The organism is Altericroceibacterium xinjiangense (genome assembly GCF_003958635.1).
Classification (GTDB): Bacteria; Pseudomonadota; Alphaproteobacteria; order Sphingomonadales; family Sphingomonadaceae; genus Altericroceibacterium_A; species Altericroceibacterium_A xinjiangense.
Genome location: NZ_RSEK01000010.1, coordinates 73,273 through 89,715, shown reverse-complemented (window position 1 = coordinate 89,715; position 16,443 = coordinate 73,273). Strand labels below are relative to the sequence as shown.

Sequence of the window (16,443 nt, the reverse complement as noted above, 5' to 3'; positions counted from 1 at the left end):
ATCGCCCCTATGGCGGGTTGACGCTGGATGCGGGGCTCAGTGTGCTGGATGACGAAATCCTTTCGATCACGCCAATACCGGGCGCCACCGCAACCGTGCAACCAGGTGACGAACTGCCTCTCACGCCGACTTTCCAGGGCAATTTCGGGATCGCCTATGAATTCCCCATCGGCAGCGCCTACACGCTTACTCCCCGCTTTGACGGCAGCTACACGTCAAGCGTCACCTTCATCACCGGCAGTGTTCCGATTATCGAGCAGGACCCCTATTTCGTCGGCAACGCTTCCTTGCAACTGGCAGCCGAAGACGATCGCTGGAACCTGACCGCAGGCGTAATCAACGTGTTCGATGAGCGGTACCTGATCCAGGGAAATGCTTCGCTCGGGACGCTTGGCTATGCAGAACGGATCTATGCCCGGCCCAGGAACTGGTACGTGCAGCTTGGGATCGAGTTCTGATCGTTTTGGCGGTGGAGCGGAGCTTCGGCCTTCCTCCGCCGCCGCCGCCCCCCTCAGATGCAATGTTCGCTGTTCCCAGATCTACGACTCACTCTGCGTATCGGAAGCAACCGGCCGCCGTGGCCTACAGCCCATCGGCGCGGTTCCGAACGTGTGACGCCTGAGGAGCGGACACAAGGTTGCCGCGGGCGGTAGCCGGATCGTGGCTTGTTGAGCGGTGTCCGCTTTCGACACCTGCGATCAAAAGCCGACTGTCGGCCACCAGCCTGCCTTGCCCGTCAAACGGTGCGGTTCCGGCGATTCTTTGGAGGTCCTAACCTGCCGCAAGCTGTTGTTCGCCATCACCTTGGCGAACAACAGCCAAGTCCCAGATGCAGCCATTCCGACAGTCCAGGCCACCCGGTGCGACGCTCTTGCCCGCGGTCAATACTGCTCCGGCTCCTCCGGCGTGGCCTTGCCGTGATCGGCTCCGGCTTTCCTCTCCCCGCGCGCGAGCTTGAAAACGACGCCCGACAGGAGAGCGAGTGCCAGCAGGTTCGGCAGCGCCATCGTGGCGTTGGAGATATCACCCAGCCGCCAGACCAACTGCGAAGGCTGTGTCGCGCCTATGAAGATCATCACGCACCAGATCACGCGCCATGCGATGTGCAGCGCCTTTTCACCCCCGCGCGTGGATCCGGGAACGCGATCGTAGATGAAGGTGATCGCCCGCTCTCCATAGTAGGACCATGTCAGCAGAGTGGTGAACACGAAGAGGATCAGCGCAAGACTGGCGATCAGCGTGCCGATGGGGACCCCGGCCAGAACGAACGGGAAGGCCGCGGCGAATGCCCCCGAAGTTGTCACGAAGCCCGACATCGCGGTGGTTCCGAGGTCGGATTGCCAGACGTGCTTCACTGCCTCGACTGATCCGTCGGGAAGCGTGTGCGTGAAATCGCCTTCGACCGTCAGGATGACGAGCGCGGTCATCGTGCATATCACCACCGTGTCGATGAAGGTCCCGAGCATCGCCATGCGGCCTTGCTGCTCAGGATCGTCAGTCTGCGCGACGGCATGGGCGATCGGCGTCGACCCTTGCCCCGCCTCGTTGGAGAACAAGCCGCGGGCGACGCCTGCCCGGATGGCGATGATCAGCGCTGCCCCGGCAAAACCGCCGCTCGCGCTCTGCACGTTGAAGGCGCCCGCGAAGATCCGGCCGAAGGTTTCCGGCAGGTCACCGAAGTTGAGGATCAGCGCGACCAGTGCCATGACGACATAGGCAGCGGCCATGATGGGCACCACCTTCTCGGCAACGGTACCGATCGACTTGATGCCTCCGATGATGACGACAAACACCGCCACGGCAACGATCAGCCCCCCTAGCCACCGCTCGAATCCGAACAGTTCATTGAGACCGCTTGCGACTTCGTTGGACTGGATGGAGTTCCCGGTGACGAGCGCCGAAAACAGCGTGCCGATGCAGAAGAGGATCGCCAGCCAGGTCCACTTCGGGCCAAGGCCCATCATGATGTAGGTCATGGGCCCGCCGCGATAGATCCCGTCTGAGGTCCTTTCGCGGTAGCGGATGGCAAGACTTCCTTCCGCAAAGGCCAGCGCCATGCCGAACAGCGCTGTGACCCACATCCAGAAGATCGCCCCTGGGCCCCCGAGTGCAATCGCTGTCGCCACCCCTGCGAGGTTCCCGGTGCCCACTTGGCCCGAAAGCGCGGTGGACAGCGCCGCGAACGGCGAGATTTCGCCGCTTCCCGATCCCTTGCGCGACCGGAACAGTCCCGCAAATGCGCTGCCGAGCTTGAGGACCGGATAGAAGCGGAGCCCGGCCATCATCCACAAGCCGACACCCAGCAGGATCAGGGCCATCGGCGGGAATGGAATGACTTCCTTACCGCCCCATAACCCGACCCAGATGAAGTCCGATACGTTCGATATCGGCTCAATCCAAGCTTCGGCTCCAGTCATGCTCGCGGCCACGCGGATCCTTTCCTCAACCTGTTATCCCGTCGCCACCTTGCGTCACAACGCAGCCAATCACAACCTCGACGCCGTGAGGACGCCGCTGGCTTGGCCGCATCATGCAGCTATCTTCCGGACAGATTTCTCGCGCGCGCGGCGGAGCTGAATCCGGAATGTCTGGGTTTCCGCACTTCGGCCTGCTTGGCAATCGCATGCCATTCTCTAGAACGGCGGTATGAAGGCGATTGTTTCTCTTACGGGTGCGGCGCTGCTGCTGTTCAGCGGCTGCACCGCGGAGGAGGTGGAGCGGGAGCCTGAAGCCGTGCCCGTCGTCGCGCAGCGGCCACAGATCCTGCCGGAACAACTGCAGGTGCAGGCGGTCGGCTCCGCGCGCGCGGAAACGTCTGCCGAGATATACCCGCAGGCGGCAGGACTGGTGCGAGCCGTGCGCTTCTCCGCCAACGATTTCGTTCGGGCGGGCGCTCCGCTGGTCGAACTTGACAGCCGGCGGGAGCGGCTCGCGGTCGACCTGGCGCAGGTGCAGGTGGAAGAAGCCTCGCAATTGCTCGCCCGCTACCGGAGGATCGAAGACACCGGGGCGATCTCGCAAAGTCAGATCGAGGCGGGGGAAACAGCGCTGGCTTCCGCCCGGATTGCTTTGGAACAAGCGCGGACAGAACTGGCGGACCGGACCGTCCGGGCCCCGTTCTCGGGCCATATCGGCCTGACAGAGGTCGATCCGGGGGACCGCATCGGACCGGATACGCTGATTGCGCAGCTCGACCGCCGCAGCACCTTGTTCGTCGATTTTCCCGCGCCGGAAACGGCCTTCAGCCGCCTCGGCCCGGGTCAGGTGGTTTCCGTCATCCCGTTTTCGAACCCGGACCGGCAGATCGATGCGCGGGTCATCGCGGTGGATTCCGGCGTCTCGGCGGAAAGGCGCACCTACACGGTGCGGACTGCAATCGATAATTCGTCCGACCAGCTGCGGCCGGGGATGAGCTTCCGCGTGAACTTCACGAGCCCGGGAGTGCCGCGGCCCGCGCTTCCCGAGGAGGCGGTCGTGTGGGGAGGCGAAGGGGCCTATCTCTGGCTGGTGCAGGGCGGCAAGGCGGTGCGTACCCCCGTTACCATTGCCTCCCGCCGCGAAGGCCTGGCGCTGGTGAACGGAAAGCTCGGCCCGCGCGATCTGGTGATCGTCGAAGGCGTGCAGAAGGTGCGGGAAGGACAGCAAGTGGATCTGGTCCAGCCCGCCGGGGTGCCGCCGCGCGAAGTCCGGCTGCGACGGTCTGCCGCGAGTGGGGCGACAGCCAGGTGAGCGAACGCAGCGATCTGCCGATGCTTGCCGTCAAGCGCCCGCTGCTGATCGGCGTGCTGAACCTGCTGATCCTGATTGCCGGGATCGCTGCCCTGATGGGAGTGGAAGTGCGGGAGCTTCCAAACGTCGACCGTCCGATCGTCAGCGTAAACACCACCTTCCCGGGCGCCGCGCCCGAGACGATGGACTCCGAAGTGACCAGCATCCTGGAGGATGCAGCGGCCCGGGTCACGGGCGTGCGGCAGATCAGTTCCTCGAGCGAGGAGAACAATTCGCGCATACGGGTGGAATTCAACCCGGGCACCGATCTCGATACCGCCGCGGCCGATGTGCGCGAGGCAGTCAGCCGGGTGACCCGCGAACTGCCCGACCGGGTAGAGCAGGTGACGGTCGTCAAGGCGGATGAAGACGCATCTCCCATCATGACGCTGGCCGTTTCAAGCCGAGAATACGACGAGGCGGAGCTGACGCAGGTCATCGACAACGACATCGTGCCGGAACTTCTGACTGCGAACGGGGTCGCCAGCATCGGGCAATTCGGATCACGCCCCCAGCAGATGCGCGTGAGCGTGGATCCGCAGCGCCTCAACCGTTTCGGGCTGACGATCAGCGATGTCGTCGCCGCCTTGCAGCGGGCCCCGTTTGACGTGCCGGTCGGCAGTTTTCGCTCCGATGCCCAGGAACTGGTCGTCCGGGCCGAAGCGAGCGCGAACGATCCCGAGCGGATCAAGGGCGTGGTGGTTCAGGGCACGACGCGCGTCGGCGATGTGGCGGAGGCCTATTTCGCGCCAGCCGATGCCACCAGTTTCGTCCGGTTGAACGGGGAGCGGGTGATCGGACTCGGCGTGATCCGGCAGGCTAGTTCCAACACGATCGCCATCTCGGACTCGATCCGCGGGACCGTGGAGCGCCTGCGGGAGCGTTTTCCGCAGATCAATATCCAGGTGGTCTCCGATGATGCGACATTCATCAAGATTTCGGTGCGCGAGGTCCTGATCACGCTCGGTTTCACCATCGCCGTCGTGGTCGTGACAATGCTCGCCTTCTTCCGCGCGCTGAAGCCTACCCTGGTGCCCAGCACCACGATACCGATCGCGCTGGTCGGGGTAATCGCGGGGATCTGGTTGATGGGCTTTTCCATCAACCTGCTGACGCTGCTGGCGCTGGTGCTGGCAACCGGCCTGATCGTCGATGACGCGATCGTCGTCCTGGAGAATGCCCAGCGTTTGCAGGGCCAGGGGCTGGGGCGCCGGGCGGCGGCGGTGGTCGGAACCCGGCAGGTGTTCTTTGCAGTCGTCGCCACCACGGCGGTGCTCGTGTCCGTGTTCGTGCCGATCTCTTTCCTGCCGTCGCAAGCGGGCAGGCTGTTCCGCGAGTTCGGGTTCGTCCTTGCCGTGGCCGTGATCCTGTCCTCTTTCGTTGCCTTGTCGCTCGTGCCCGCGTTGGCCGCCAGGATCGATCTTACCGCAGGCGGGGAAGGCGGCCGGCTCACCCGGTGGGGAGAGAAAACCAAACACTGGTACAATTCTGCGCTGCGCCGCTGCCTCGATCACGCCTGGGCCACTGTCGGCGTTTCGCTGGCGGCGGCCTTGGCCTCGGCCCTGCTCTACGGGTCGCTCGAGAATGAACTGGTTCCCGATGAGGACCGCGGGACCGTGGAGATCAGTGCGAGCGGCCCTGATGGTGTGGGGCTCGATTTCATGGACCGCGAACTGGATGAGGTCGAACGGGTCATCCGCCCCCTGGTGCAGAGCGGGGAAATCGCTTCGGTGCTTTCCATCGTTGGCCGCTACGACCCAAACCGCATTCAGCTGACGGCCGATCTCGCCCCGTGGGACGAACGCGACCGCAGTCAAACCGAAGTGGTCGAAGCCCTGCACACCCCGTTGCAGCGCATCCCCGGTTCGCGCGTGAACGCCAGCGGGCGGGGCACGCTGAGCTTCGGGGGCAGCGGCGGCGACACGATCGAGGTTGCCCTTACCGGGGCGGAGTATTCTGAAATCTACCTTTCCGCCCAGGCCCTTGCCGAGGCGGTCGACACCCAGTCGGACATTCTGTCAAACCCGGACATATCCTACCAGCCGACCCAGCCGCAGCTTTCGGTCCGGATCGACCGCCGCAGTGCCGCCGATCTCGGGGTCGAGCTCGATGACCTTGCGCTGACGCTGCGCGCAATGGTGGGGGGCGACGAGATCGTCGATCTCAACGTCGGGGATCAGGCGGTCCCGATCTTCCTCACCGCGGAAGCCGCCGCGATCAACAATCCGGAAGACTTGCGCAACCTCTCTGTCCGCGGAACGGGCGGGGCCCTTATCCCCCTGTCCAGCGTCACCCGGATTTCCGAGCAGGGGATCGCGGCTGAACTTGACCGCACGGAGCAGCGCCGGGCCATCGAACTGGAGGCGAACATAGCGTCCGGTACCTCGCTCCAGGATGCGGTGGACGAGATCCGGCGGCTTGCCGATGGAGCGGTCGCGGACGATATCGACATGCTGCTTCAGGGTGAGGCGGAGTCGCTCGAGGAGACATCGAACGACCTGCTCCTGACCTATCTCTTCGCGCTCGTCATCGTGTTCCTGGTGCTGGTGGCGCAGTTCGAAAGCCTGACCAGTGCCTTGGTCGTGATGCTGACCGTGCCGTTCGCCGTCGCGGCGGCAATACTCGCCCTGTTTCTGTCGGGAACTTCGCTCAACATCTATTCCCAGATCGGTCTGGTCATGCTGATCGGCCTGATGGCCAAGAACGGCATTCTGATCGTCGAGTTCGCCGACCAGCTGCGCCACGAAGGGCGCGATTTGCGTGAAGCCGTGGAGGAAGCAGCCACCATTCGCCTGCGGCCGATCGCGATGACGCTGATCTCGACGGTGATCGGCGCGCTGCCGCTGATCCTGGCGAGCGGGGCAGGGGCCGAAGCCCGCCAGTCGATCGGCTGGGTAATCTTCGGGGGATTGGGCATCGCGGCCGTTTTTACCCTGTTCCTGACCCCGGTGATCTATCTTGGGATTGCGCGGTTCGGGAAGTCGGGCAGCCAGGACTTCTCACGCCTGCGGGAGGAGATTGCGCAAGTCGACAAGGACGAGGCGCTTTCGGCGGCCACATGATCTTCCGCTTGCTCCTTCTCCCCGCTTGCCTCGCGGTCGCGGCCTGCGCCAGTCCGGTAGTCCAGGCTCCCGGCCGGGCGGACGTGGCCATGCCGCCCGACTACGGTGCAGACTACCGGCCACCTTCCGGGACGGGAGAGGCGTGGTGGACCGGCTTCGACGATCCGGCGCTGAACGCGCTGATATCGGCAGCGCAAGCGGAGAACCTCGACATCGCGGCCACGGCCGCGCGGCTTGAGGCAGCCCGCGCGCTGCTGAGGGCGGAACGTGGGGATCGTCTCCCGTCGGTCGATGCCGGAGTGTCAGCGGGTGCGGACCTCAGCGCTTCCGGGCTGCGCGATGCTGTGTCGCCCGGCGTGGGAGTAATCTTCGATCCGGACCTTTCCGGCCGGTTGTCGGCTGAAATCGAGGCCGCCGCCGCGTCCGCAGCCGCAGCCGAGTATCTCGTCGCCGATGTTCGCCGGCTGGTCGCCGCGGACGTTTCGCAGCGATATATTGAATGGCGGCGAACGGGGGAACGGCTCGCCTTGCTCGATCAATCGACGGAACTGCAGCAGCAGACGCTGCGGATCGTCGAGTTGCGAAACGAGGCTGGACTCTCGGCCAATCTGGACGTCCGCCGTGCCGCCGCCGATCTCGCGCAAACGCGGGCACAGCGTGGATTGCTGGAATTGCAGCGCGCCGAAGCGGCCAATGCGCTTGCGGTGCTGATCGGGAGTTTCCCCGGCTCCTTGCCCCCGGTCGTGGAAGAAGGCGGAGGCATACCGCGCTTTGTCGGAGGGCCGCCGCGCGGCGTACCCGCCGATCTCCTTCGCCGCCGCCCCGATCTCCTTGTCGCCGAAGCGCGGCTGGTGGAAGCGGCAGCGCAGATCGGAGCGGAACGGGCCGACCTGCTGCCGTCCCTCGTCATTCCGGGCGAGATTGCGCTCGGTGCCGGATCGCTCGGCGGCGTCCTTTCCGATTTCCTGCTGACACTCGGTGCCTCGCTCAACCTACCCTTGTTCGATGGGGGGCGCCGCCGGGCGGAGATCGCGGCCGCCAGCGCGGAAGCGGAGGCGCGTTTTGCGGATTACCGGCAGGCTTCGCTCGTAGTCCTGGCCGAGGTCGAGAACGCGCTCGTGGCGATAGAGGCCTACTCGGATCGCACCCGTGAACTGGCTCAAGCCATCGAGGAAAGCGAAACGGCCTTCAACCAGTCGAACGCTCTCTACAGGGAAGGGCTTGCATCCCTGTTCGACGTACTCGACGCGCAGCGCCAGCTGATCGCCAGTCGTCAGGCGTTGATCGACAGCGAAGCGGCACTCGCCTCCTCGATCGTCGGATTATACGCCGCCGTTGGGCATTGTCAGGAGAACTGCGCCAGATAAGGACCCGGGGTCGAGCCGGGTGGGGCAGGGCCATCGTTCGGGCACTATCCTTCGTCGCTCCGCTGGGGCACCGACCGCTACGATCGGAACAACGTAAGCACCACCTCGGGCGCGCTGTTTGCGATCGCGAGCGCCTGCATTGCAAGTTGCTGACCCACTTCCTGGGCCTTGAGCCGCGCATGCTCCTTTCCAAGATCGGCGTCGACGAGGGCTCCGAGCGCCTCCGCCTGGACGTCGTTGCGCAGCATTACTCCCTTTACGCGCTGTGCCAGCATCCGGTGGTGACGTCCGAAATAGGCGGTAGCGTCCAGGACGGTCTTCTCCGCACGCTCAACCACATCCAGCAGGTCTTGCGGGTTGCCCCAGGGTATACTGTTGGCGTCGAGCCGCAATGCTTCGGAGCTCAGGTCATGCGTCGAGATGCGTTGGCCGGTTTTGCCCGGCATGGTGTTGATATCATAGCGCCTTGGCCCAAATGCGGGATACTGCTGTCCGCCGATCCCGGACTCGGGCACCGGCAATGGATCGCCGGCATCCTTGCGGAAGGAAATTGCCCCCACCAGCCAGGCGCTGTTCGGATCCGCCTCCCCATCGTTGAAGCGAAACGTTACGGGGCCTGCGTCCGGATCATAGTCGAAGCTGATGCGCTGCACCCCTGTCACTGCCAGGGCGTCGTCAACAGGCGCGCCGCCAGATTGGTACGACCGGCCAGAGGCTGCAATACGCACGCCGTCCTGCCAGACTTCCATCGTATCCGGCAGGTCGAAGGCGTCGAAGACAAGATCCACACGCCCCGCCTCCGGCCCGCCATTGATCGTGTACTCGGCGCTCACGCCGATCGGCAACGCCCGCTCGTCGAGTGGATCGTCGAGTGCCTGCGCGACTTCTTCCGGATTGGCGCTGGCCACGGGCGGATCGAATATCGCAGTGCTGCTCCATCCCCAGACGTCGTTCCAGACCGGAAAAGGGGCAGGCACCGGCTCCGCAGGATCTTGCAACTGGAAGCTGTCTGCGGCGACAGACCAGAGGTTGGTGCCCGAAGAGCCGGAATTCAATCGCACCTCGATCTGCTGGCCCTTAGCCGGATCGTAGTCGAAGCTCACCACTGCGGGCGCGGTCGCGGCGATCGGGGCCTGGACGGGTTCGCCGTCGGCCGCGTAGGCCCGCCCGGAGGCGGCCACGCGGACGCCAGCCTGCCAGATCTCGACAGTGTCCGGGGACCCGAAGTGGTTGACCAGCAGATTCACCCGCCCCGCCGTCGTCCCGGCATCGACGCTGATTGTCTTGCTGTTCGAACCAATCATCTGGCTGCGTGCTGCATCGAAACTGTCGGGCGTAAGCGGCGAAGCGGGAAGCTGGTGGAAATGCGACTGCGCCACCGAGTAGGACGAGCCCGGCGGCATGGCGGCCATCTTGACGCTGGCGAAGCCCGATGGGTTCACGGTGGAGCCGGGGAGCTTGTAGGAATAGTGGGACCGGGTCGCAGGCTGGGGAACGCCCTTCAGCAGGTTGACACCCCCGAACTCGGAACTGTCGACCACGCGGTCGATCTGATCGATCAGGGCTTCCATGTCGGCGCGGATAGCCGAGCGGAATTGGGTGTCGGAAGCATCGGCATAGCCAAACGCCTTCTGCTTCAACTCGATGATCAGGTCGCTGACCGCTTCGGCTCCGGAAATTCCGACATCCGTGATCGATTGCCAACGCGCCAGTCCGGTGCCCACGGCATTCCAGCTGAGTTGATCCCCCCGCAAGGTCTGCGCTTGGATGAACACCGCACTGTCGTCCCGGGTACTGGCAACAGCGAGTCCGGTGGCGATGCGTGCGCGCGTCCCAGCGGATGACTTCTCGCTCGCTGTCAGGATCTGCAGCGCTTGTTGCGCGGCCACGTTGGTGAGTATCGAAACCATAGTTAAGGTGTTTTCTCCGCTGCTCCGACCCTTCATTATAGCAAGGGCTGAACGCGATCCTGGGTATCCGGAATCGACCCGGATAAGGTTATTCGCAGGTTCGCTTCCGCCCTACTTGGAGAGCAGTGAAGTGGTCAGCGATGCGGTCGGCAGGTTCTGCCAGAGTGACTGCGCCGGATAGCGACCTGCCGCCGAACGGGGGGGTCGAGAACTCGCACCGCTCCTTCGCGAAACCGGTTGACTTCCTTGCTGGTCTTGAGCCTCTTGCCTGTTGGCACGACAACGATGTCAACAAACAATAACAACAGAGGGGAGAGTCGGATGAGGGCATGGATGGTTACGTCGGCGGCTGGCATCGCTGTGGCGACTGGATCGGCCGCAGCTCAGGCTCAGGGCGTTCCGGAAACAAGCCCAACAAGCACGACCAGTGTCGCGTCCGGGGGGGCGCTGTCCGAGATCGTCGTCACCGCACTGCGACGCGAGGAGGATTTGCAGGACGTTCCAATTGCCGCGACGGCGCTGTCCGGTGAAGCTCTCCAGAACAAGGGCGTCGAGCGGATTGAAGGCCTCCAGTTCGTGGCGCCGTCGCTGTCGGTGACCGATGCGGGCCTCACTCAGTCGGTCAACATCCGGGGTATCGGCATCGCCAGCGGTTCGCCGGCTGTCGCCAATGGCGTGGCGGTATATATCGATGGTGTATTCCAGCCGCCTGTCCTGACCACCTCCAGCTTCTACGACATACGCAGCGTCGAGGTGTTGCGCGGCCCGCAGGGGACGCTTGTCGGATCAAACGCAACAGGCGGCGCGGTCTTCATCAACACCGAGAGTCCCTCGACAGACCGGGTCAAGGGCTACGCCCAGGCAAGCTACGGAAGTTACAACGAAGTCACGGCGCAAGGCGCGATCAACTTCCCGCTGACGAACACGTTGGCTGTTCGGGCTGCCGGAAACTTCCGGGATCGCGACAGCTACTACGAAGATCTCGGCCCGTTCGACAATGAACCAGGGAGCCTGGAGGAATATGCCGGCCGCTTCGGCGTGCTGTGGGAACCCGGCGCCTTCACGGCGCTCGGCAAGGTCGAATGGATCGACAGGAACACCGGCGGCTATGCCTATCGGCCAATCCAGGGGACGGCATTCGACAACAACCGCACCGACGATATTCGCGAGCTTACGTACAACGCCCCGACCCGCAACTACGAGCGTGGCTTTCTGTCCAGCCTGGAACTGCGCTATGAACTGGACGACGGCATGGTACTGCGTTCGCAGAGCGGATACACGTTCAAGCGGATCAACAATCTCTACGACAGCGACGCTGCCATCACTCCGCCGGCTCCCGGGATCAGCGCAAACCAGACCCAGGACCAGTACGCCGGCGAACGGCAATACAGCCAGGAATTCAACGTTATCTCCCCGGCAGAGAATGCCTTCGACTGGATTCTCGGCGCCTACTTCCAACGCAACATGATCAACGTCGATATCGAGAACCGTAACGGCGGGCCCTTCGCTCCGGACCCGACCGACATCATCATCTCGCAGAAGAAAACGACGTGGGGCGTGTTCGCGCATACCACGTACGAGATCGATCCGGCTTTCGAGGTTCAGCTTGGCCTGCGCTATTCCGGCTTCGAGGCGGAAGGCGGAGGATCGGTCAGCATTGGGCGCGGGATACCTGTTTTTCCGCCGAACGGGCTGGTGGTCGCCGATCTTGCCGGCACTCACGATGATGGGCTGGTCACGGGCAAGCTGGCGCTCAACTGGACGCCAGATGCGGACAGTCTCGTCTATGCCTTCGTTGCTCGCGGCTACAAGCCCGGTGGCGCCAACTCGGCGACTTCTGAATTCGGACCCGAGTCCGTGTGGAACTACGAACTGGGTTGGAAGTCGGCCTTTCTCGACAACCGGGTGCGCACGCAAATCGCCGCATTCTACATGGATTACAGCGATTTCCAGTTCGACGCGACCGATCTTGCGACCGGCCAGACGGGTGTGACGAACATCGCCAACGCCACGATCAAGGGCATCGAGGCGCAGCTGCAGGCGCAGTTCGGAGGGTTCGGCTTCGATGCCGGCGTAGCCTATGTGGACTCGAGCCTGGACTCGGTCGAGATCGTCAATCGGCGCCTGCTGCCGCCGCTCAACCAGTTCGGGCCGCAGTGTCCGGCAGGTGCCCCTTCCAATCCGCCGACGTGCTTCGACTATGGCCCGTTTCTGCAGGAGGCAGGCGGCGGACCGAACCTGTTCTCGCCCGAGTGGAGCTACAATCTCGGCGTCTATTATGAGTTTCTGCTTGCAGGCGGCGCATCCCTAACGCCTCGCCTGAACTGGGGCTATGTCGGGCCGCGTTGGACGAACCTCTTCTACGATCCGGCTCTCGACTATCTCGAAGGGCGCGGCCTTCTCTCGGCACAACTGGCGCTGCAGACCGGCAACTGGACCGTGGAGGCTTACGGGACGAACCTGACGGACGAGGAATTTGTCAGCGGCCAATCCGGCAACAACGAATTCTATGGTGCTCCGCGCGAATACGGACTGCGCGCCACCGTTCGGTTCTGAGCACAGCAAGGCCCTCTCCGCACCCGCCGCCTGTCAGCCAAGTCAGCGTCCTTGGAAGCAGGTGGCGGGTAGTCAGCGACCGGCCAGGTCGCGAAGGGGGCGGGTCGACCCTTACGCTTCTGGCGGATGCCTCGCCTGTGGCAAGCGCGGGGGTGGGAGGCGCCGGCTTTCACCTCGTCGGGCCGAACGGCGCGCCGTATCGGCGGGGCAGGACCGCACGGTTCCTTTCCGCCTTGGTGACCCGACTGGATCCGTGAACCCGGGTTCAAGCGTGGTGCACGGCCCGGTCGAGTTCGGCAAGAAAGGTGTGCCCGTTTTCGATATGGGCGCGCATCGCCTTTTCTGCTGCCTCAGGATCGCCGTTCAGAACCGCCTCCAGAATTCTGGAGTGGTCCTCGATCGCTTCTCGCAAGCGGTCGCTTCGGTAGAACGTCTCAAAAAGCAGGTGGTGAACCGGCGTGTAGAGTCGTTTGACAAGCATTTCGACGACGGAATTGCCGCCACCTTGCATGATCAGCGTGTGCCACTCAGCGTTCAGCGATCCGAACAGTTCAGGCGTGCCGTTCTCGACACACTCCTCCATCCGCAAAGCGAGACTCTCCAACCGTTCCTTTTCGTGCTTCGAGGCCTTTCGGGCGAAGTCGCCGGCGCAAAGCCCCTCAAGCGCCGCACGCGCCCGGTAGAACTGGCGAACCTCATCCATCGACGCTTCCCGGACGGACGCCCCGCGGAATTCCTCAAGATCGATGAGCCCTTCGGCGGCGAGCCGGTGGAAGGCTTCGCGCACCTTGAACCGACTGCCACCGGTCTTGCGGATGATGTCGACTTCCACCAGCCGCTGACCGGGCACCAGCCGGTTGGCCCGGATCTGCGCGCGTATCCACTCCGCAATTTCGGTGCCGGTCGGTCCCTTCGTGGGCAGCGAGGAGAGAGGAGGCGTCATGGTGGATCCCCTTCTAAAGTGCCGAACAATATCGTCAACAATTTCGTTATCCAGTTTTCAGTTGCCGTGTTTCCAGACTTGGGAGAGTTGTTGCGGGCACCGGCCTCGAAGAACGCCGGGTAGATGGGAGACGAACATGCCTCGGACTGGTCGGTTGCTGAGGAGTCGGGCGCTACTGGGCGGTACTGCCCTGGCTGCGCTCTGGCTTCCGGAATTCGCTGTAGCTCAAGATGCTTCCGTTGCCGGAAATGTCGACGAAGAGCGCGCCATCATCGTCACGGGCAGCCGCGTCAGCACAGGCGCCCCGGTAGGCGCGACGGCGACGGTGCTGGGGCGGGAAGAGATCACGGCGTCCGGTGCGGTCACGATCGACCGGGTGATCCGGGAACTGCCGCAAGTGTTCGACCTCGGCGTATCGGAAAACTCGCGCGGACAAGCGGGCGGTTCGGGCAACATCACCTACGGCAACAGCGTCAACTTACGCGGCATCGGCCCTTACGCCACGCTCGTGCTGATCGACGGACATCGCGTGGTAAACAACAGCCGCTCGACCGATCCTTCCGTTCTTCCCACGCTTGGCGTCCAGCGCGTTGAAATTGTCGCCAACGGCGCTTCGGCGATCTACGGATCGGACGCGGTCGCCGGCGTGGTGAACCTGATCCCCCGGCGGAATCTCGACGGTGTCGAGGCTTTCGCGCGGTACGGCTTTGCGGAGGACGGCGTGTTCGACGAGTGGTCGGCCGGCGCTGCTGTCGGCAAGACCTTCGCCCGCGGACAAGTCATGGCTGCCTTCGAACATGTGGAGCGCTCCAACCTGAGCGGCGACGATCGTGACTTCTTCGTCGCCGACCAGCGCCCCTTCGGTGGCGACGATTACCGAACCACCCGCTGTGCGCCGGGTACGCTGGTAATTGGCGGCGTGAATTACGCCCTTCCGAGCGAGTATACACAGGCCAATGCGGACGCGATTACTGCGGGAACGGCCAATCTGTGCAACAACCTGATCGGGCAGGATCTCTTCCCTCAGCAAGAGTACAATTCGTTCAACGCGACGGGAACCTATGAGCTCACCGACTGGGCCGAATTCTTCGTCGACGGCTTCTATTCCAAGCGCAAGTTCGAACGGTTGAGCGCTCAACCGTCCACTCGTCTGACAGTCCCTGAAACGAATGCCTTCTTCGTTCGCCCCGACGGTTTCACCGGTACGCGGTACCAGATCGACTACAGCTTCGTGAACGAGATCCCGTTGACCGGGACGAGCGGATATGCCGAAAGCTGGCAGGTGTCGCCGGGCGTACGCGTTCAGCTGCCTTACCGCTGGGAACTCGAAGCGCTGGCGGCCTACGGCGAAACGCACGACTTCTCCGGTTCGTACGACGGCGTGGACAACCCCGCCCTCAACGCCGCGCTGGCCAGCAGCGATCCAGCGACCGCGTTCGATCCCTACGGGCTCGGGCGCACGTCGCAGGATGTGATCGACGGCATTTTCGACCAGATATTCCTGGCTCCCACCGACGGTCAGCTGACGTTCTACGAAGCCGGTGCGAGTGGCCCGCTGTTCACCCTGCCTGGCGGGGAGGTCCGGATGGCCACGGGCTATGAACGGCAGGAGTTCGAGGTGGACCTGGGCGCCGCGCGCGGTGCGCCCGATACGCCGACCACCTTCCGCTCCTTCGATCGCACCGTGGACTCTGTGTACGCCGAGCTCCTGCTGCCGATCTTCGGACCGGGCAATGCCACCGCCGGTTTCCAGGAGCTGGAGCTGACCGCCGCCGTGCGCCATGACAGCTACAGCGATGCCGGTGATACGACGAACCCGCAGTTCGGCCTCGACTGGACGCCTGTGTACGGAGTGAAGCTGCGCGCCAGCTACGGTACTTCCTTCCGCGCGCCCACCATTCCGGAGATTTACGGCAACAGCTCGAATCTCTTCGTGCAGAACTACCAGAACCCCGCTGGTGGGGAGCCGATCATCGGCATCACGTTCGGCTCCGGGCCGAACAACGATCTGGGGCCGGAAACGGCGACAACCTGGTCGGTCGGCGCCGACGTGGAGCCGATCGACAACCTCCGGATGTCAGTGACGTATTTCGATGTTGCCTATGACAATCAGATTACCGGCAATCTCTCCAACCTCTCCATTCTAGGCCAGGAGGAGCAGTATGCCGGGACGGGCGTGATCCTGCGCGGCGCGGCGGCACGTGACCGCGTGGCGCAGCTGATCGCGGAGGGGACAAGGGTCCTGGGCGCATTGCCAGGGGGGAGCGTGGACAACGTCACCCTGTTCGTCGACGGCCGCTCCCTGAATCTCGGCAAGTCAATCACCCGGGGGATCGACTTCAACGTCACCTACTTCATGGATCTGGGGCCGGACGACGCACTGTCGCTCAGCGCGTCAGGGACGTATCTCACCGACTACAAGGTGGCGGTGGCTCCGGCGGCGCCCCTGGTGGATCAGTTGAACATCATATTCCAGCCCTTGCGGTTCAAGGCCCGCGCCACGGCGACGTGGGATCATGGACCCCTCACCGCGCGCGTGCTGGCGACCCACGTCGGCGGGTACACCAATAACCTCGTGACGCCTTCGGAGGACGTGGACTCCTTCACCCCGGTCGATCTGACGCTGACATGGCGCGTGGGCGAAAGCTTCGGCAATTCCTTCACCCGCGGGCTGGAGCTGATCGGGGAAGTGCGCAACCTGTTCGATCTTGACCCGCCTTATGTAAACCTCGCCCCCAGCGGCAACGGCAGCGGTGGCTACGATGCGACGGCGGCCAATCCGATCGGGCGTCAGTTCGCGGTCGGAGCGCGCGTTCGCTTCTGATCGCGGATTGAGG

At 63.9% G+C, this 16,443-nt stretch carries 8 protein-coding genes and 1 pseudogene; 6 read left to right on the top strand and 3 right to left on the bottom strand.

The window, feature by feature from the left end; translation table 11 throughout:
- A pseudogene (locus ELY13_RS11945) lies at window positions 1-458 on the top strand (TonB-dependent receptor); the annotation flags it as partial.
- Between the two features lie 423 nt (window positions 459-881).
- Here ELY13_RS11945 and ELY13_RS11940 read toward each other — a convergent pair.
- Entirely contained in the window at window positions 882-2,417 is a 1,536-nt protein-coding gene (locus ELY13_RS11940) for an amino acid carrier protein (RefSeq protein ID WP_126174150.1), read from the bottom strand.
- A 229-nt stretch (window positions 2,418-2,646) separates the two neighbouring features.
- On the opposite strand from ELY13_RS11940, the gene ELY13_RS11935 reads away from it, so the two are divergent.
- Genes ELY13_RS11935 through ELY13_RS11925 form a run of 3 tightly spaced genes read left to right on the top strand, consistent with a single transcriptional unit; the run spans window position 2,647 to window position 8,197 of the window.
- Window positions 2,647-3,729: an efflux RND transporter periplasmic adaptor subunit gene (locus tag ELY13_RS11935; RefSeq protein ID WP_126174149.1), complete on the top strand. Its 1,083-nt coding sequence runs from the start codon at window positions 2,647-2,649 to the stop codon at window positions 3,727-3,729.
- Entirely contained in the window at window positions 3,726-6,830 is a 3,105-nt protein-coding gene (locus tag ELY13_RS11930; protein WP_206436052.1) for an efflux RND transporter permease subunit, read from the top strand. The genes ELY13_RS11935 and ELY13_RS11930 overlap by 4 nt, the downstream gene beginning before the upstream one ends.
- An 8-nt stretch (window positions 6,831-6,838) precedes the next feature.
- The gene (locus ELY13_RS11925; RefSeq protein ID WP_241233679.1) at window positions 6,839-8,197 is read left to right on the top strand and encodes a TolC family protein; all 1,359 of its coding nucleotides are present in this window, start codon (window positions 6,839-6,841) and stop codon (window positions 8,195-8,197) included.
- 77 nt (window positions 8,198-8,274) lie between these two features.
- Here the strand turns inward: ELY13_RS11925 and ELY13_RS15680 are convergent, their stop codons facing one another.
- Window positions 8,275-10,107: a flagellin N-terminal helical domain-containing protein gene (locus ELY13_RS15680; RefSeq protein WP_206436051.1), complete on the bottom strand. Its 1,833-nt coding sequence runs from the start codon at window positions 10,105-10,107 to the stop codon at window positions 8,275-8,277.
- Between the two features lie 321 nt (window positions 10,108-10,428).
- Here ELY13_RS15680 and ELY13_RS11915 point away from each other — a divergent pair, with 321 nt between their 5' ends.
- Window positions 10,429-12,663, top strand: coding sequence for a TonB-dependent receptor (locus ELY13_RS11915; protein WP_206436050.1), 2,235 nt, complete (start codon window positions 10,429-10,431; stop codon window positions 12,661-12,663).
- 265 nt (window positions 12,664-12,928) lie between these two features.
- Here ELY13_RS11915 and ELY13_RS11910 read toward each other — a convergent pair whose 3' ends face one another.
- The gene (locus tag ELY13_RS11910) at window positions 12,929-13,606 is read right to left on the bottom strand and encodes a GntR family transcriptional regulator (protein WP_126174145.1); all 678 of its coding nucleotides are present in this window, start codon (window positions 13,604-13,606) and stop codon (window positions 12,929-12,931) included.
- 136 nt (window positions 13,607-13,742) lie between these two features.
- Here ELY13_RS11910 and ELY13_RS11905 point away from each other — a divergent pair, with 136 nt between their 5' ends.
- The gene (locus tag ELY13_RS11905; protein ID WP_164549788.1) at window positions 13,743-16,430 is read left to right on the top strand and encodes a TonB-dependent receptor plug domain-containing protein; all 2,688 of its coding nucleotides are present in this window, start codon (window positions 13,743-13,745) and stop codon (window positions 16,428-16,430) included.
- Window positions 16,431-16,443 lie beyond the last annotated feature (13 nt).